This window comes from Glutamicibacter endophyticus (assembly GCF_048457885.1).
GTDB classification, from domain to species: Bacteria; Actinomycetota; Actinomycetes; order Actinomycetales; family Micrococcaceae; genus Glutamicibacter; species Glutamicibacter endophyticus.
Genome location: NZ_CP174200.1, coordinates 3,401,010 through 3,418,694 on the forward strand (window position 1 = coordinate 3,401,010; position 17,685 = coordinate 3,418,694).

Annotated in this window: 17 protein-coding genes; 14 read left to right on the plus strand and 3 right to left on the minus strand. The window is 64.7% G+C overall.

Translation table 11 applies throughout. The features are described from left to right. Positions 1-74 precede the first annotated feature (74 nt). Positions 75-845, plus strand: coding sequence for an IclR family transcriptional regulator (locus ACJD00_RS15825; protein ID WP_309410016.1), 771 nt, complete (start codon positions 75-77; stop codon positions 843-845). Between the two features lie 95 nt (positions 846-940). Here ACJD00_RS15825 and ACJD00_RS15830 read toward each other — a convergent pair whose 3' ends face one another. Further along, positions 941-1,546 (minus strand): malonic semialdehyde reductase, encoded by a 606-nt coding sequence (locus tag ACJD00_RS15830; RefSeq protein ID WP_418907854.1) that lies wholly within the window; start codon positions 1,544-1,546, stop codon positions 941-943. A 117-nt stretch (positions 1,547-1,663) separates the two neighbouring features. Continuing rightward, complete coding sequence (locus ACJD00_RS15835; protein ID WP_418907855.1) at positions 1,664-2,104, minus strand: MarR family winged helix-turn-helix transcriptional regulator; 441 nt, start codon at positions 2,102-2,104, stop codon at positions 1,664-1,666. 50 nt (positions 2,105-2,154) lie between these two features. Between ACJD00_RS15835 and ACJD00_RS15840 the strand changes: the two genes are divergently transcribed. Next, positions 2,155-2,577, plus strand: coding sequence for an organic hydroperoxide resistance protein (locus tag ACJD00_RS15840; RefSeq protein WP_418907856.1), 423 nt, complete (start codon positions 2,155-2,157; stop codon positions 2,575-2,577). Between the two features lie 10 nt (positions 2,578-2,587). After that, positions 2,588-2,971 (plus strand): DUF1304 domain-containing protein, encoded by a 384-nt coding sequence (locus ACJD00_RS15845; protein WP_418909347.1) that lies wholly within the window; start codon positions 2,588-2,590, stop codon positions 2,969-2,971. Between the two features lie 69 nt (positions 2,972-3,040). On the opposite strand, the gene ACJD00_RS15850 is transcribed toward ACJD00_RS15845, so the two are convergent. After that, on the minus strand, positions 3,041-4,297 hold the full coding sequence (locus ACJD00_RS15850) for an ROK family transcriptional regulator (protein ID WP_418907857.1): 1,257 nt from the start codon (positions 4,295-4,297) through the stop codon (positions 3,041-3,043). 53 nt (positions 4,298-4,350) lie between these two features. On the opposite strand from ACJD00_RS15850, the gene ACJD00_RS15855 reads away from it, so the two are divergent. The 11 genes from ACJD00_RS15855 (at position 4,351) to ACJD00_RS15905 (ending at position 17,662) form a co-directional block, all read left to right on the plus strand. Beyond that, complete coding sequence (locus ACJD00_RS15855; protein WP_418907858.1) at positions 4,351-5,709, plus strand: ABC transporter substrate-binding protein; 1,359 nt, start codon at positions 4,351-4,353, stop codon at positions 5,707-5,709. A gap of 9 nt (positions 5,710-5,718) precedes the next feature. Continuing rightward, on the plus strand, positions 5,719-6,660 hold the full coding sequence (locus tag ACJD00_RS15860; RefSeq protein ID WP_418907859.1) for a carbohydrate ABC transporter permease: 942 nt from the start codon (positions 5,719-5,721) through the stop codon (positions 6,658-6,660). A 2-nt stretch (positions 6,661-6,662) separates the two neighbouring features. Beyond that, positions 6,663-7,559, plus strand: a complete 897-nt coding sequence (locus ACJD00_RS15865; RefSeq protein WP_418907860.1) for a carbohydrate ABC transporter permease — start codon at positions 6,663-6,665, stop codon at positions 7,557-7,559. A gap of 79 nt (positions 7,560-7,638) precedes the next feature. Further along, entirely contained in the window at positions 7,639-9,291 is a 1,653-nt protein-coding gene (locus ACJD00_RS15870; protein WP_418909348.1) for a glycoside hydrolase family 13 protein, read from the plus strand. A gap of 36 nt (positions 9,292-9,327) precedes the next feature. Beyond that, on the plus strand, positions 9,328-11,016 hold the full coding sequence (locus ACJD00_RS15875) for a glycoside hydrolase family 13 protein (protein WP_418907861.1): 1,689 nt from the start codon (positions 9,328-9,330) through the stop codon (positions 11,014-11,016). Between the two features lie 274 nt (positions 11,017-11,290). Next, complete coding sequence (locus tag ACJD00_RS15880) at positions 11,291-12,313, plus strand: ABC transporter substrate-binding protein (RefSeq protein WP_418907862.1); 1,023 nt, start codon at positions 11,291-11,293, stop codon at positions 12,311-12,313. 77 nt (positions 12,314-12,390) lie between these two features. Beyond that, entirely contained in the window at positions 12,391-13,209 is an 819-nt protein-coding gene (locus ACJD00_RS15885; protein WP_418907863.1) for a hypothetical protein, read from the plus strand. Next, complete coding sequence (locus ACJD00_RS15890; protein ID WP_418907864.1) at positions 13,196-14,056, plus strand: class I SAM-dependent methyltransferase; 861 nt, start codon at positions 13,196-13,198, stop codon at positions 14,054-14,056. The genes ACJD00_RS15885 and ACJD00_RS15890 overlap by 14 nt, the downstream gene beginning before the upstream one ends. Before the next feature lie 2 nt (positions 14,057-14,058). Next, complete coding sequence (locus ACJD00_RS15895; protein ID WP_418907865.1) at positions 14,059-15,354, plus strand: opine metallophore biosynthesis dehydrogenase; 1,296 nt, start codon at positions 14,059-14,061, stop codon at positions 15,352-15,354. After that, positions 15,351-16,565, plus strand: a complete 1,215-nt coding sequence (locus ACJD00_RS15900) for an MFS transporter (RefSeq protein ID WP_309410033.1) — start codon at positions 15,351-15,353, stop codon at positions 16,563-16,565. Before ACJD00_RS15895 ends, ACJD00_RS15900 begins: the two co-directional genes overlap by 4 nt. After that, complete coding sequence (locus ACJD00_RS15905; protein ID WP_418907866.1) at positions 16,562-17,662, plus strand: FecCD family ABC transporter permease; 1,101 nt, start codon at positions 16,562-16,564, stop codon at positions 17,660-17,662. The genes ACJD00_RS15900 and ACJD00_RS15905 overlap by 4 nt, the downstream gene beginning before the upstream one ends. The last annotated feature ends 23 nt before the right edge of the window (positions 17,663-17,685 follow it).

Below are 17,685 nucleotides of genomic sequence, written 5' to 3' on the forward strand. Positions count from 1 at the left end.
AAACGACTTTCACTTGGACCCGTGATATAGCGCCCCTTGGCGCCTCGGATCCCCTTCACTCTAGGAGCAGCGATATGACAGAGACCGCGAGCAAACCGGCGGCGGGCGTACAGTCCGTCGAGCGGGCCTTTGAGCTGCTTGAAGTAATTGCCCGGGCCGGCGGTGAGGCGGCGCTGAGCGAGCTAGCCGCCGACACTCCGCTACCCCTACCGACCATCCATCGCCTGCTGCGCACCCTGGTTGGCGTGGGCTACGTCCGCCAGCTGCCCAACCGGCGCTACTCGCTGGGCCCGCGCCTCATTCGCTTGGGCGAGGTGGCCAACCGTCAGCTCGGCGCGCTGGCCACCCCGGTTCTCAAAACCCTCGTCGAGGAGCTCGGCGAAAGCGCGAATATTGCGGTGCTCGACGGCGACATGGTCACCTATATTGCTCAGGCGCAATCCCCGCATTCCATGCGCATGATCACCGAGGTCGGCCGCCGTGCGATGCTGCATTACTCGGGCGTGGGCAAGGCGATTCTCTCGGTACTCGACGACGAGCGCGTGCAGCGTCTGGTCGCCCAGGCCGGCATGCCGCCGAAAACCCCGAATACGATCACCACGCTCGGCAAGCTATTTACCGACGTCGAGGCCATCCGCGAACGCGGCTATGCGCTGGATGAGGAGGAGCAGGAGCTGGGTGTGCGTTGCGTAGCGGTACCGGTACCCGGCGCCCCCACCCCGATGGCCATCTCCGTCTCCGGCCCGGTCACTCGCGTGGATGCAAACTTCGTTGGCCTGGCGGTACCGAAGCTTCAAGAGGCGGCCGAAACTCTCGGACGCCAACTGGTGGCGGACGCCGAGTAGCGACCACCCACGGCGTCGAGTCTTTAACTAAACGATGGCCCTGGCCCACCCCGGGTTAATTGGGGCTGGCCAGGGCCATCGTCGTACGCTGAGGCTTAGACGGTGCGCACAACCTGGTCGTAGGCAAAGCGTTCCTTCGGGGCGCCGATCTGGTCGGCGGCGGGCTGACCGATGTTGACCACGAGGAAGCTCTTCTGCTCGCCGTTGGGGAAGAAGGCCTGGTCGATGGCCGAGAAATCGGCACCGGTCATCGGACCGGCGGCCAGACCCAGCGAGCGCACGGCCAGGATGAAGTAGCCGGCCTGCAGGTGTGCGTTGTTATTGCCGGTGGCGGCGGTGAACTCGGCGTCGGCGTCGTACATGGCCTTCGGGGCCGTGTAGCCGGGCAGGAAGTCTTCCCAACGCTCATGCCAGGAGGTGTCGTAGCTGAGCACGGCCACTAGCGGTGCCGCGGCGGTCTTCTCACGGTTACCGGGCATCAGCGCCTCGACCAGCTGGGCGCGGGCTTCGGCCGAGCGGACGTAGGTGACGCGCAGCGGCTGCGAGTTGAAGGCGGTCGGCCCGGACTTGGCCAGCTCGTAGATGGCGCGGGCTTGCTCGTCGCTGACCTCACCGGTGAAGGCGTTCGCGGTGCGCGAGGAGGCAAAGATCGCCTCAAGCGCCTGGGTGTCGATGGTTAATTCCTGTTCGGCAATGCTCACAGAGTCTCTCCTTGGCATGAGCCCGAGGCGGTGGAGCCACGGGCGCGGGCGGTAGTGGGTGCTTCGTTGTGTTCCAACCACCGCTTCCGCGGCCAGATTCCCCGAACCTGCTGTGACTTAGCCCACGCGATCGAGTGATTCCATCACCTCGGCGAGCAGGCCACGCAGCTGGGCGGCGCGCCGCTCGTCGAGTCCGACGGCCACGGCCATGCGCTCTGGAACATCGGCCACGGTCTCACGCAACGCAATCCCCTGCTCGGTCAGCGAGATGAGTACCCGGCGTTCGTCGGCCGCACTGCGCACGCGATGCAGGTGGCCAGCGGCCTCCAGGCGCTTGAGCAACGGGGTGAGCGTGCCGCTATCGAGGCGCAGACGGGTGCCAAGCTCGCCGATGCTCAGTGGTTCTAGATCCTTCCAGAGGGCCAACATGACCAAATATTGCGTGTAGGTCAGTCCGGATTCCGCCAGCAAGGTGCTGTAGGCGCGGGTGACGGCACGGGTTGCCGCATGTAACGGGAAGCAGAGCTGGGCGTCGAGGTCGAGCTGTTCGTAGGCCATGGCAAAATTATAGCTTGCCAATTTAAATTGTGCACAATATAGTTGTGCTCATGACAAACAAAACCCTGTACACCGCAACCGCCGCCGCCTACGGAGATGGCCGCAATGGCCGCGTCGAGTCCTCCGATGGACTACTCAGCGCCGAGGTACGCACCCCCACCGAGCTCGGCGGCCCCGGTGGCGCCACCAACCCCGAGCAGCTCTTCGCCGCCGGCTACGCGGCCTGCTTCCACTCCGCACTGAAGCTGGTGGCCGGTCAGCACAAGGCCGACGCCTCGGACTCCGAGGTCGTGGCCGATGTCAGCCTGCACGGTTTGCCGCAGGGTGGTTTTGGTCTCGCGGTGCGCCTCGAGGTTGCCCTGCCGGCCTTGGAGCGGGAGGAAGCCGAGAAGCTGGTCGAGGCCGCCCACCAGGTGTGCCCCTACTCCAACGCCACCCGCGGCAATATCGACGTCTCGCTCTCGGTGGCCTAAGGTGACCGCGCTGACCATCGCCGGCCTGGCCCTCAGTGGCCTCGCCGCCGCCGTGCACGTGCTGATTTTCTGGCTTGAGTCTTTCGCCTGGCTTACGCCGCGGGCGCGCAGGATCTTCGGCACCGGGGAGTCCGAGGCCCAGGCCACCCGCGAACTCGCCTTCAACCAAGGGTTCTACAACCTCTTCTTGGCCATCGCCGTGCTCCTTGGCCTGGTGTTCTTCGGCGCCGGGGCGCAGACCGTGGGGGCGACGCTGATCTTCACCGGCGCAGGCTCGATGGTCGCGGCCAGTCTCGTGCTGCTGCTCAGCAGCCCCGAGAAGCGCGCGGCCGCGCTGAAGCAGGGCGTGCTACCCCTGCTGGGCATCGCCGCACTGGCGCTGGGCCTGCTCTAGTTCCGGCGCACCCATTGGCACCGTCTCGCATGCGAGGCGGTGCCAATTTCTGTATCCAGCGCGTTGCGCCTAGTCGGGGATCAGCGCGGTGTCGCGCACCATGGCCAACGCCGCGGCCAAGGCACCTTGCACAACCACATCCTCGCCCATTTTCGAGGCGACCAGCTCGGCCCAACTGAGCGTGTAGTCGCGGCTCATCAATTCGCGGGTGCGGGCCAGCACCGGCTCGATCCGCTCGGCCACGGATCCGGCAATGATGATCCGGTCCAAATCCAAAAGCCCGGAGAGCAGCATGCAGACCGGGGTCAGCACCTCGGCCAGCGAACCGAGGATGTCCTGCGCACAGCGATCCCCACGGCGCGCGGCGGCAAAGACGAGGTCGGCGTCAATCGACTCGGCCGGCACCTCGGCCAGTTCCCCGCGCAAGGTTCCGGCCGCCGCGGCGGCCCGCACCTCGGTGCGCGCGTGGTAGGCCAGACCATCGGGTGTGCGCACCCCGGCGATCATCTCCAGCACGCGCATTTCACCCACCGCGCCATGCTGCCCACGCAACAGCCGCCCATCCACCACCAGTCCGGTACCAAAGCGCTCCCCGGAGAGCAGCGTGGCGAAGGAGCGCACCCCGGCTCCGGCGCCACCGGCGGCCTCGGCCAATGCGGCGAGGTTTGCGTCGTTATCCACCAAGACGCGCCAGCCGCGCTCGGCAAATTCGGCCTGCAGGTTCGGGTTCATGCGTTCCCACCAGCCCTCTGCGCCATCCGAGACGGAGGTGCCGTGGGCATCGACCGGAGCGGGGACTGCGATCGCCATGGACATGATCTGCTCTTGCCCGAGATCAGCCTCGGCGAGCACCGAATCGACCAGATCCACCAATGCGGCGCGCCGTCTGGGGCCGGAGGCGTCGGCGGGTATTTCCCGATCGCGCTGCGCCACGATCACCCCATGCAGATCCGCGACGCGGGCACGTAGCCGCGACTCGTCGCTTTCGCAGGCGATGACATAACCGGCCTGTGGGCGGAAGAGGTAACGCAGCGCCGGCCGCCCCTTGACGTAGCTGCCGGCGATACGCGAATCCTCGGCCTGTTCGATCCAGCCGGCCTCGACCAGATCGCGGCACACCGAAAGCACGGTGGCCCGCGTCAGCCCAGTAGCTTCGATTAATTCGCTCGCGGTCATGGGCTTTCCGGGCCAGATCGCCTGCAGGACGCTGCGCGCGTTGACGGTGCGCGGGGATAATCCGGCGCCCGCCGACGCGGCGCCATCCGCCTCGTTCAGGGGGAGCCATCCCGGCCACGCTGCCGGGTCCAAGTCCTTCAAAAAGTCCACGCAACAATTATAGACACGCTTATATTTAGGTGCTAATTTTATTCCCACGCCGCGTGACGGGCACCACATGCCCGGCACCCGCGATCGTCACCGCCGCACGAGAGGACGCCATGCACCCGATCAATTCCCCCGGAGCCACCCCGGCCCGCCACGGGGTTTCCCGACGCCAGTTACTGGCAGGCTTTGCCGGCCTGTCGACACTGGCCGCACTGGGCCTGAGCGGGTGCTCGGCCAGCGCCACCGCGGGCCAATCGCTGCGCTTCTACCAGACCAAGCGCGAGGTGATCGAGTACATCCGGGGCCTGCTGGCGGACTTCCACACCGAACACCCCGAAATCTCGGTCGTCCACGACACCGCCGAAGGCACGCTCAACGGCCAGTTCGTGCGCAGCACGCCGCCGGATCTGGCGCTGCAGCTCTACAACTTCGAAATGTCGCGCTTCCAGGAACGCGGGGAACTCTCCGATCTCTCGGACCTGCCGCAGGCCGCGGCCATCGCGCCGGCGGTGCGCGAACAGATCGAGCTCTACCCGCTCTATCCCGGGCGCACCTCGGTGCTGCCCTACTCGATGATGGCCGCGGGCGTGATCTACAACAAGGAACTCTTCGCCAAGCACGACGTGGCCGTACCCACCACCTACAGCGAGTTCATCACCGCCTGCGAAACCTTCGAGGACGCCGGGGTAACTCCCATGTATGGCACCTGGGCCGACGCGTGGAGCGTCAAGCAGGGACTGGTGGACTACGCGGTCGGCGGCATGGTCGACGTCATCGAGTTCTTCAAGCAACTGCGCGCCCTCGGCCCGGACGTCACCGCCGACTCGCCGGTCTCCTTCTCACGCACGCTGCGTGAACCGCTGGAAAAGATGCTCAAGATCGCGAAGTTCACCAACCGCGATGCCAAGGGACGCATCTACGGTGACGGCAACCAGGCCTTCGCCAAGGGAGAGGCGGCCATGTATCTCCAAGGTCCGTGGGCCCTGCTGGAAATCGAAAAGGTCAACCCAAAGCTTTCGGTGGGCACCTTCCCGCTGCCGATGACCGAGAACCCGGCGGATAACAAGGTGCGCGTCAATCTCGACCTGGCCCTGTGGATTCCGAGCAAGGCGAAAAACCCGGACGCCGCCCGCGAACTGCTGAAGTTCCTGACCCAGCCGGCCATCCAGGACGAATACAACCGTTTCGCCCTGGGCTTCGGGGTCCGCAACGACGCGCCGCCGGTCAGCGACCCGCGCATCAGCGAACTACAGCCCTATGTGGACAGCGGTGCGATCTATCAGGGTGTCTCGCAAGGCATCCCGTTGACCATCCCATTCGAAAACTACTGCCAAGACCTGGTCTTCGGGGGCAATCTCGAGCAGATGCTCGCCACCCTCGACGCCGACTGGGTCCGGCTGGCCAAGCGCGCCTAGGAGCCCTCGATGACGACTACCGAACAATCGGCCAACGCCCCGCGGCCCGAGACCCTCAGTCCCGCCAAAACCCAACCGCGTAAGCAGCGCAGGCTGGGCAAACACCCGGATGGCACGCACTGGCTTTTCCTCGCCCCGACACTGCTGGTGTTCACCCTCTGTATCGTGCTCCCGGCGCTGATGGGCATTTTCTTCAGCTTCACCAACTCCGTGGGCTACGGCGACTGGGAGTTCGTCGGGCTGAGCAACTACGCGCTCATGTTCACCGATCCGGCGATCCTCTCTTCCTTCGGCTTCACTCTGGGCTTTGCGGCAATTACCGTGATCGTGACCAATATTGTCGCGTTCCTGCTCGCGGTCGGGCTGAGCGCCAAGATCCGCGCCCGTGTCGCGCTCCGCACGATTTTCGTGATCCCGATGGTGGTCTCCCCCATTGTGATCGCCTTCGTCTTCAAGTTCCTCTTCGCCAAAACCGTGCCCGCGGCCTCCGGCGCTCTGGGGATCGGGCCGCTCGAGGAAACGATTCTGGCCAACCCGGATTTGGCGTGGCTGTCCATCGTGATCGTCACCGCCTGGCAGGCGATTCCCGGCACCATGCTGATTTATATTGCCGGATTGGTCGCCATTCCGGACGACATCTACGAGGCCGCCTCCATTGACGGCATTGGACCATGGCGCCAGATGTGGCTGATCACCATTCCGCTGATGGCCGGATACATCCTCATCAACGTGGTGTTGACCTTCAAGAACTTCCTGAACGCCTACGACATCATCAAGGGCCTGACCGACGGCGGTCCGGGCACCTCGACCCGTTCGGTGGCCATGACCATCTTCCGCGGCTTCACCGACGGCGACTACGCCTACCAGATGGCGACCGCCACGATCTTCTTCATCATCACCCTGGCCATCGCGCTGCTGCAGCTGCGCCTGACCCGCCCAAGGAAGCGCTAATCATGACGGCAACACCGAGTAGTCCCAAATACAGCAGCACCCAGATTCTCTCCAAGGGGTCCAAGGTCCGTCGTCGCGGCGAGCGCTTCAACCGTCCGCTGACCCTGATCTTGACCCTGTGCACCCTAACGGTGCTGATTCCGCTGCTAGTCACCGTGTTCATGGCCTTCAAAACGGCCGGTCAGGCAGTCGAGGCTCAGGCCTTCGCCCCGCCGGCCCCGTTGAGCATCGAAGGTTTCCTCGAGGCGTGGCGGCTGACCAACTTCCCGGTCACCTTCGCCACCTCGCTGTTTGTCTCGGCGATTGCGGTGGCCGGGGCGGTACTGATCTCATCGATGGCCGCCTACGCCATCCACGCCAACTGGGAACGCAAGTTCTTCCGCTTCGCCTTTTTCTACGTGCTGGCCGCCATGTTCCTGCCCTTCCCGGTGCTTGCGCTGTCGCAGATCAAGCTCAGCGGCATTGTCGGCCTGGATAACCCGCTCGGGGTGGGCATTTTGCATGTGATGTTCGCACTCGGTTTCAATGTCATGCTGCTGACCACCTTCCTGCGCAACCTGCCCGGTGAGCTCGAAGAGGCCGCCCGCATGGACGGTGCCAGCACCTGGCAGACCTTCTGGCAGGTCATCTTCCCGGTGCTTGCGCCGATGAGTGCAACGGTGGGGATCTTCGCCTTCCTGTTCTCGTGGAACGACTTCATGATGCCCTCGATGATCATCTCGGACCCGGCCCAGCAGACCTTGCCGGTGGTGCAACAGCTCTTCCAGTCGCAGTTCTCCAGCAATTACCACGTCTCCTTCGCCTCCTACCTGATGGCCATGACCCCCTCGATTCTGGTGTACATCCTTACCCAGCGCTGGGTACTCTCCGGAGTGACCCAGGGCGCGGTAAAGTCCTAGTCCCCGCGTGTCCGTATTTTCGAAAGGAATCTCAGTGACGAGCTCCCTCCGCCCCGCCGACCACACCTCGGCGGACCGCATGGCCGACCCGAACTGGTGGCGGCAGGCCGCCGTCTACCAGATCTACCCGCGCAGCTTCGCCGACGCCAACGGCGATGGCATCGGCGACCTGCAAGGGATAACCGCCAAGGTGCCCTACCTGCGGGAGCTTGGCGTCGATGCCGTCTGGCTCAGCCCCTTCTACCCCTCGGCGCTGGCCGACGGCGGCTACGACGTGGACGACTACCGCGACGTCGACCCAAAGATCGGCACACTCGAGGATTTCGACCGGATGGTCGCCGCCCTGCACGAGGCCGGCATTAAGCTCATTGCCGATATCGTCCCGAACCACTCCTCAAACCGTCACGCCTGGTTCCAGGAAGCGCTGGCGGCCGGCCCCGGATCCCCGGAACGCGACCGCTATATCTTCCGGGACGGGCGCGGCGAGCACGGGGAACTGCCACCGACCGACTGGGAATCGGTCTTTGGCGGCCCCATGTGGCATCGCGTCACCGAGCCCGACGGCCAGCCGGGACAGTGGTACCTGCACATCTTCGCCCCGGAACAACCAGACTTTAACTGGCAGAACCGGCAGGTGCGCGAGGACTTTTTGACCACGCTGCGCTTCTGGTCGGATCGTGGGGTGGATGGCTTCCGCATCGATGTGGCCCACGGGCTGACCAAGAACCTCGAGGGCGCGCTGCCCACCAAGGCCGAACTCGATGCGCGCAAGCACGCCACCGATGGTTTCGTCGACGGCTCGCACCCGTACTGGGACCGCGACGAGGTGCATGAGATCTACGCCGAATGGCGCAAGCTGTTCGACTCCTACGATCCGCCGCGGACCGCCGTGGCCGAGGCCTGGGTGCACGCCGACCGGCTCGCCCGCTACGCACGCCCCGAGGGTCTGGGACAGGCCTTCAACTTCGATCTGTTGCTGGCCGACTTCGACGCGGCCTCCTTCCGCGAGGTGGCCACCAAGGGGCTGGACGAAGCCGCACGGTCCGGGGCCTCCTCCACGTGGGTGTTCTCCAACCATGACGTGGTGCGCCACGCCACCCGCTACGGGCTACCGGTAACCGAGCACCCGCACACCGGCAAGGACTGGCTGCTGCGCGGCGGAGCGCGCTCCGAGGTCGACACCGAGCTGGGCGAGCGCCGTGCGCGGGCCGCCACCCTCTTCCAACTGGCCCTGCCCGGCTCGGCCTACCTGTATCAGGGCGAAGAGTTGGGCCTGCATGAAGTGGGGGACCTACCCGACTCCGCCCGCCAGGATCCGAGCTTCTACCGCAACCCCGGCAAGGAGATCGGGCGCGATGGTTGCCGCGTACCGCTGCCCTGGAGTAGCCAGGGCCCCTCCTTCGGCTTCGGTGACGGCGGTGCACATCTGCCGCAACCGGCGTGGTTCGCCGACTACTCGGTGCAGTCTCAGGACGGCACCGCCGGCTCCACATTGGAAATGTATCGCGCGGCACTGAAACTGCGCCGCGAACTACAGACCGAGGAACGTCTTCACTGGTTGGTCAGCGGCCACGAGCAGGTACTGAGCTTCGAGCGCCCGGGCGGCTGGGTGGTGGTCAGCAACTTCGGCAACGAACCGGTTGACCTCCCAGCCGGTGAGGTGTTGCTGGCCAGTAGCGAGCTGAACGACGCCACTCTGCCCGGGGCCACCACCGTATGGTTGCGCCGCTAACCACCTACTTTTACCCCACGAAAGGATTATGAATCGATGAGTCTGAGCACCGCGCCAGCCACCGAACGCCCCGAAACCCTCACCGATGCAAACTGGTGGCGGCAGGCCGCCGTCTACCAGATCTACCCGCGGAGTTTCGCCGACGCTAACGGCGATGGCATCGGTGACCTGCAGGGCATTACCGCCAAGGTTCCCTACCTGAAATCCCTCGGGGTGGACGCCGTATGGCTCAGCCCCTTCTACCCCTCGGCGCTGGCCGACGGTGGCTACGATGTCGCCGACTACCGCGATGTCGACCCCAAGATCGGCACCCTGGACGACTTCGATCGGATGCGCTCCGCCTTGCATGACGCCGGGATCAAACTGGTCGTGGATATTGTCCCGAACCATTCCTCCAATGAGCACCGCTGGTTCCAGCAGGCGCTGGCCGCGGGCCGCGGCAGCGTCGAGCGCGACCGCTACATCTTCCGCGAGGGACGCGGGGACAATGGCGAACTACCGCCGAGCGACTGGACCAGTATTTTCGGTGGCCCGGCCTGGACCCAAGTGGAGGACGGGCAGTGGTATCTGCACCTGTTCGCCCCCGAGCAACCGGATTTCAACTGGTCGAACCCCGAGGTGCGCGAGGACTTCTTGACCACCCTGCGGTTCTGGTCCGACCGTGGCGTCGATGGTTTCCGCATCGACGTGGCGCACGCGCTGAGCAAGGATCTTTCCGATCCGCTACCCAGCGAGGCGGAGCTGAACCAAATCGATCGCAGCTCGGGCACGCACCCGATCTGGGACCGCGACGAGGTACATGAGATCTACGCCGAATGGCGCAAACTGTTCGACTCCTATGATCCGCCGCGCACCGCCGTGGCCGAAGCGTGGGTCGAACGGCACCGCCGACCGCGCTACGCCAGCGCACAGGGCTTGGGGCAGGCCTTCGAGTTCGATCTGCTCACCCAAGAATTCGACGCCGCGGCCTTCCGCGAGGTGGTCACCGACTCGCTGGAGCTGGCCGCCGAGTCCGGTTCCTCGTCCACCTGGGTACTCTCCAATCACGATGTGGTGCGCCATGCCACCCGCTACGGTTTGCCGCCGTTGCAGGCCAGCGTGGGCTCCACCGAACGCGATCAGAAGCAGGGTCAGGCCTGGGTACTGGCCGGTGCCCCGGAAACGGCATTGGATCGCGCCCGCGGGGAACGCCGGGCACGGGCGGCCTCCCTGTTCGAGCTGGCGCTCCCGGGCTCTGCCTACCTGTACCAGGGTGAAGAATTGGGGCTCCACGAGGTGGGCGACATCGCCGATGAGGCGCGGCAGGATCCGACTTTCTTCCGAAACCCCGGGGTGGATAAGGGCCGCGACGGCTGCCGCGTACCCCTGCCATGGAGCAGCGAAGGGTCCTCCTTCGGTTTCGGTTCCGGCCACGCGCACCTGCCGCAGCCGCAGTGGTTTGGCGACTACTCGGTGGCGGCGCAAGATGGCACCGCTGGCTCGACGCTGGAACTGTATCGCGCGGCGCTACGACTGCGGCGGGAGCTGCAGGGCGCGGAAACCCTGCAGTGGCTCGAGACCGCTCGGCCGGACGTGCTGAGTTTCGAGCGGCCCGGCGGCTGGGTGGTGGTGACCAACTTCGGCACCGAACCGGTTGACCTGCCCGAGGGGGAACTATTGCTTAGTAGCGCAGAGCTGGTCGCCGGGGCGCTGCCCGGTGAGGCAACCGCCTGGTTGCGCCGCTAGTAGTAATTCTTAGGGCCCCGCTTCACTTTGGAGCGGGGCCCTAACTCATTTAACAGCTCCGTTGCGTTCCGGCATTGCAGCTGCCGCCAGTTTAAGCGCAGCCCTGTCTGGAGAATCTAGGTCCTACTCAGCAGGTTTAGAGCAACCTACGCAACAATGCTCGACCCTTTTTGTTATTGAGAATCATTTGCAATAAGCTTAGGGCGTTTGGTTCCTGGACGCGGCACTCGTTGACCGCACGGCTCGACGCACATGAAAACGGAGCAATCTCTCAATGAAACACCCCAATCCCGTCAAAGCACTCTCACTCGCCCTGCTAGTCGCGCTAATTAGTGGGTGCAGCACCCCCGGCACTGTCGATCGCACGAACGCGAACAGCACGACGGCCGAATCGGTCACCATCGACAGCTGCGGCCGAGAGGTCACCTTCGATACGCCGCCAGAACGCATCTTGGCCGTCGGGTCGGAAGCCCCGGCACTGCTCGAGGCGGCCGGTGCTGGCGAACGAGTCACCCACTACGCGGGAAGCTTGCAGGTTCCCTTCGACGCATCAACCCAGCGTGTGGTGGAGCAGGCCGAACGCATCGCCGAGGATTCCCACAAGGTGTCCTTTGAGATGATCCTGAACAGTGGGGTCGATGCGGTGATCGGCACCGATATCACCGCAGGCGTTGACCTCGACTCGCTGGCCCAGCGCCTGGAGGGAGCCGGGATCAAATTAGTCACGGTCAGCGGCTACTGCGCCGGTATCGAGGGGCGTTCCACACACAACCTCAGCGGCTTCGAGTTGATCTACCGGGATATTGAGAACTACGGCAGGGTCTTTGGCACTCAGGACCAGGCCGCGGCCTCCATCGCCGATCTACGCAAACGAGTTACCGCAGCCACCGAGCTCGTCGGTGACCACGCCGCGCGCAGCGCGGTCCCCCTCTATGTCCCGGCCGAAGGAACCGTGGGCTCCTACGGCGGACAGTCATTGGTGTCGGAGCAAATGGAATTGCTCGGCGTAGAAAATGTCTTCGCCGATGTCCCCAAGCGTTACTTTGAGCCCTCCACCGAGGCGCTGACCGATGCGGCTCCGCAACTGATTTTCGCCATGTTCCTACCCACCGGATCCTCGCAGGTTGAAACCGAGCAGGACGTCGTGGACGCGGTGCGTCAGCGCCCCGAGCTGGCCGGTATCGAAGCGGTATCGGACGACTCGGCCCTGCTGCCACTGAATTACTACTACACCTCCCCCGGCCCCTTGGCCGTGGATGGCCTGGAGCTGCTCGCTAATCGCCTGAGCGACGGATGAGCCGGCTCACCCAACACTCCCGGAGCGCCGCCTCCCACTCATCATTGCGCCGAGGGGCTCTGCCATCGGCTACCGCCGTGGAGTTCGTCAAGCTCTCGCCCACCGAAAACATGACTCTCCTGGTCACCAGCGGGCACCCCAGCGCGCACTACCCAGCGATTGCGGCCCAGCTGCTCCAAACCCAGCATGTGCACGCCGAGCAGGTCGGATTTATCCGCACCGCATCCACCCCGGAGGCGCACGCGCGGTTGCATATGGCTGGCGACGAATTCTGCGGCAATGCATGCATGGCGCTGGCCGCCTACCTTGCCGCGCACGGCGGATTACTACCCGGCCGGTCGCGACAGATCACCCTCGAGGCCTCGGGCAGCACCCGGGCGGTGCACTGTCTGGTCGAGCACCGCGACTCGGGATACCACTGTCAACTCTCGGTGCCCGGGCCACTGCGTGTTGAGCCCTACCGTTTCCCGGGTGCCGAAACGGCGCCCTGCGCTCTGTTGCGCTATCCCGAAGCGATTCATCTGGTGCTCGAAGGCAACCCCGCAGATCCGCATCTGCGTGCCGCGGCGCAAAACCACGCACGGAATCTAGCACTACGCACCGGTATCGCCCTGGTCGGGGTAATGCTCTACGACCCGATACGACAACAACTAGCACCACTGATCCACGTGCCCGCGCTGGATTCCATGGTTTTCGAACGCAGTTGCGGTTCGGGCACCGGCGCAGTGGGCGCCTACTTGGCCGCTACCGGCGGCCGCTCGATCAGCACCGCGGTGCACCAGCCCGGAGGCACCATGCACGTGAGCGCACAGTACACACAGGGAACCGTCACCGAGCTTGGTATCGGTGGGCAGGTTCGCATCATCGCCGAAGGGACAGCCTATGTTCACATCTAACCCAGTCACCACCGAGCCAACCGTTGCGAGCTCCGATGAGGCGCAACGGTTATTGGAGAGCCTGCACCAGTATCGCCGGCTCTTCACCGAGGCTCTCGCGGCCTATGACGGCAGCACCGGAGGGGCCCGACACCTCGAACAGGCCATCGCCAACTATGCCCGGCTGATCACCAGCGCATCGAACGAGGCACGGTTCACCCGGCTCCTTCAAGATGGCGGGGCACCGACGGAAGAATTAGTGGACGAACTGCGTGCACTCTCGGCACGATGCGCCGGGGTGCTGGAAAAGTACCGGGCGCTACGGTTGCTCAACGGTCAGGAAAGCACCGACGACTACTTCATGAACGTTGAATCCTGCATCGAGCAGGAATTCGGGGCGATGACTCCGGATGAGCATTCCAAGGTGCTGCTCATCGGTTCCGGTTCCTACCCGATGACCTTGCTCCACCTCGCTCAACAGACCGGGGCCCGCACTCTCGGTATCGACATCGACGCAGAAGCCGTGGAACTGGGCCGACGGGTGGTGCAACAGTTGGGCAGCGGCCTGCACATCGGGCTCGAACAGCGTACGGCCGCCGAACTGGAGTTCACAGCCCAAGCCACCCACCTCGTTTTCAGTTCCACGGTGGCGGCCAAATACGAGCTACTCGACGAGCTCTACGCGCACACCCGCGAGGACGTCGTGGTGGCCATGCGCTTCGGAGATTCACTGAAGTCGCTATTCAACTACCCGATGCAGCCGGTCAACCCACAACGCTGGCAATTGGTGCACACCATCCGCCAAGAAGATCAGGTTTTCGATATCGCGCTCTACGCCAAGGCGCGCACGCAGGCAAAGGACGGATAACCATGGAAGATTTCGGTTCGGTATTAATCGCCGGCACCGGTCCCACCGCGGTGCAATTAGCGCTCCTGTTCACCCGCCTCGAGCATCAGGTGGGCATCGCCGGGCGCCCCTCGGCGCGCTCCGCCGAGTTCTTTGACCGCTTGCAAGCCTCCGCCGGTCAGATTGAGGTCGAGGTGCACAATGAACAACACCGGGCGCTGGCCGGCACCGGCAGGCTCAGCTTCTGGTACACCGATTACACGCACGTACGGGGCCGTTGGGACACTCTCGTCCTGACGGTCACCGCCGATGCCTACCTTCCGGTGCTACGCAGTCTCCCGCCTAGCGTGCACACCTCGCTCCAGCGCATTGTCCTGCTCTCCCCCACCCTCGGCTCCAGTGCCCTGGTGCGCAGCTACACCCGCGACTGGCCCGCCACCCCAGAAGTCATCAGCCTTTCAAGCTACCTAGGGGATACTCGCTGGTCGCAGGGTACTATCGGCGAGCGCGTGCTGACCGCCGGGGTCAAACGCCGCGTCTACGCCGGTTCCAGCGCGGGTAGCTCGCCAAGTCTGCAGGTGCTGTCCAAGTTGCACGCCGGCGTCGGTGTCGAACTGGAGGCAGTTGAACATCCGCTGGCCGCCGAAACACGGAATATGTCGCTCTACGTGCATTCGAGCCTGTTCATGAACGAGTTCGCGCTGCGGGCCGTATTCGATCCGGCGGCGACAAAGAGCTATGTCTATAAGCTCTACCCGGAGGGACCGATCAACCCGGAGCTGATCCGCACCATGCTCGCCCATTGGCGAGAGCTCTCGGCCATTACCGAGCGCTTGGGCGGCGCCCCGGTCAACCTGCTGGATTTCATGCTCAGCGACGGGTATCCAGTGCGCCCCGAAAGCATCAATCCGGTGGACGCCGCCCGCTTCGAGAGCCTGTCGAGCAGCGAGCAAGAGTACTTGCTCTACGTACGCTATGCGTCGCTACTGATCGACCCGTACTCCACCCCGGATGACCAGGGACGCTACCTCGACTTCTCGGCCATCGCTTTCCGTCCGATCTTCCGCACACAGGCTGGGGTATGGGATATTCCGCGGATGCCGAAGGAGGATTACTACCGCACGAAGATCATCCAAGGTCTCGCCCGGCAACTGCAGGTCCCCTGTCCCACGATCGACGCGCTGCTCAATACCTACGAACGATACCTAACCCAGAGTGCCGAAGCCTTAGCCCCGGAACCTTGTTCTGAGGCCTTCACGGTGCAAGATTTTTCCGACGATGTGCAGCTGATCTGCGCCGCAACGGTGGGAGTGAAATGAGCAATAACCTCACAGTCGACCAAACCCTGCCCAGCGAACGGCGCATAGTCGCCGCCCTGTGGCCCACACTGCTCGCCTCCGCGGCGGGTCTACTACCCTTCACCATTTTCAGCACCTTTCTGGTCTCGATCGCAGAATCCGTGGGCGAAGGGAACGCCGCCGTCGGCGCCCTGCGTGGACTCGGCGGAATCGGCGCGGTGCTGGCCGGGGTCGCGCTGGCCCCGCTACTTTCCCGTTTTGCACCGGGCCGCGTGGCTTCGGTGGCGTTGGTGCTCCTTGCCCTGGCCACTGTTGTCGGGTCGTTCGCTTGGCTTCCGGCGCTGGCGGCCTTCTGCCTGATCACAGGCGTGTCGAACGCGTTGCTCTATCCGGCGCTCTCCACGGCGGCGGCCGACCGCTTTGGCTCCGGGCCCGCCGCCAGCCGGGCCGCCACACTGGTCATGACCTCACAAACCCTAGCCTCGACGCTGGGGGCTCCGCTGCTGGTGATCCCCACCAGCTGGTGGGGCTGGCGTGGCGACCTGATCGCGGTGGCCGTGCTGGCCCTCGCGCTGGTCCCGCTACTGCTGCGTTTTGACCGCAACACCCAGCATGCGGCACCGGATACCGCACGCATCGGTTACCTTGCCGCCTTCCGCACCCTTGCCAAGGTGCCGGGGGCACGGGCACTGCTCTTGGTGGCCTTTGGCCGGGCCGGGGCTCTGATGGGCCATCTGGCTTTCCTCGCGCCGTTGTACTCCGAACGCTTTGGCCTGCAACCGAGCCAGTTCGCCTTCGTTTGGGGGCTTAGCGGCGGTGCTTTCTTCCTAGGACATCTCGCGGCCGGTCGACTGTTGAATCTCGAGGAGGCCGATGCACGAGCCCGGCGGGTTATGGTGCTCTGCCTCATCAGCGCCCTTGGCGCTCTGGTTGGGGTGTATCTCGCCCCTAATCTGCCGTTGGCGCTTCTGGCCACGGCGTTGCTTTCGGCGAGTCACGCCGTGGTGGCCGCAGCCGTGGTGACCCTGCTGGTGCGCCGATGCAGTACCGTACGCGGCACCGCGTTGAGCCTAAACTCCGCGGGTATGAGCCTAGGTCTCTTCCTCGGTGCCGCCGTGGCCGGTGCCGGCATGGGCGTGGCCGGCTATCCGGGTGCGGCCACCGCACTCGGGGCGCTCACGCTACTCGCGCTACTAGCCGCCCTGTCTCTGCGACCGGAGCCGACCGAATGAGCACAGTTACCGAATTTTCAGCCGTCTTGCCCCCGCTCCCGGCAGCGGATGACCTCGAGCATGACCGGCGGCGTCGGCGCACCCGCCGATGGCTGATCGGGCTCTCGGTGCTCTTGGTGGCCACAATTCCGGTGGCCGTTAGCCTCGGGCCGGCCAGTATCCCGTTGGAGACGACCGCGAGGATTATCGGCCGGCAGCTTTTCGGGCTTCCGCTGCAAGTGGATTGGAGCGCGTCCGAGGAATCGATTATCTGGCTCTCGCGGGTACCTCGGGTACTTCTTGGAGCCGCGGTCGGCGCGGGGTTGGCCATTGCCGGAGTGGCGTTGCAGGCGTTGACTCGCAATATCCTGGCCGAGCCCTACCTGCTCGGGGTGACCTCGGGTGCCTCGACACTAGCCGCGGCCGCGATTCTTTTCGGTTTCGGTGCCAGCGTAGGTTCGCTATCGCTCACCGGTAGCGCTTTCATCGGGGCGCTCGCCGCCGGGGTGGCGGTCTTCTTATTGGCCCGTGTCAGTGGGCAGATGACTTCCACCCGTCTGGTGCTCTCAGGGGTTTCGATTGGGTACGTATTACACGCATTGACCTCGCTGCTGATTTTCGCCTCCGATGACCCGGATGCGGGCCGTTCGGTGCTCTTTTGGGTGCTCGGTTCGCTCACGCTGGCCACCCACGGTTCGGCCATACTGACCCTCGCGGTGGTGCTGGCCACGCTGATGCTGCTGTTGTATTGGGCTAGGCCGCTCGATGCGCTCGCCATCGGTGATGGCACCGCGCAGACCTTGGGCCTCTCCCCGACCCGGCTTCGCGCGATGGTGATGGTGTTGATCGCGCTCTGCGTCGGAGCCTTGGTTGCCGCCTCGGGTGGGATCGGCTTCGTGGGGCTGATCATCCCTCATGTAGCCCGGCTCTGCGTGGGAACCGCACACCGTCGGCTATTACCGGTCGCGGCGCTGCTCGGTGGGATCTTCCTCATCTGGGCCGATGTGCTGGCCCGCAGCGTCCTGTCCCCGCAGGAACTGCCGTTAGGGATCGTCACCGCACTACTCGGCGCGCCCTTGCTCTTCCTGCTGGTACGCCGGCTGAACCCTACCCAATGATGACGCGTTACATGAAAGGAAGT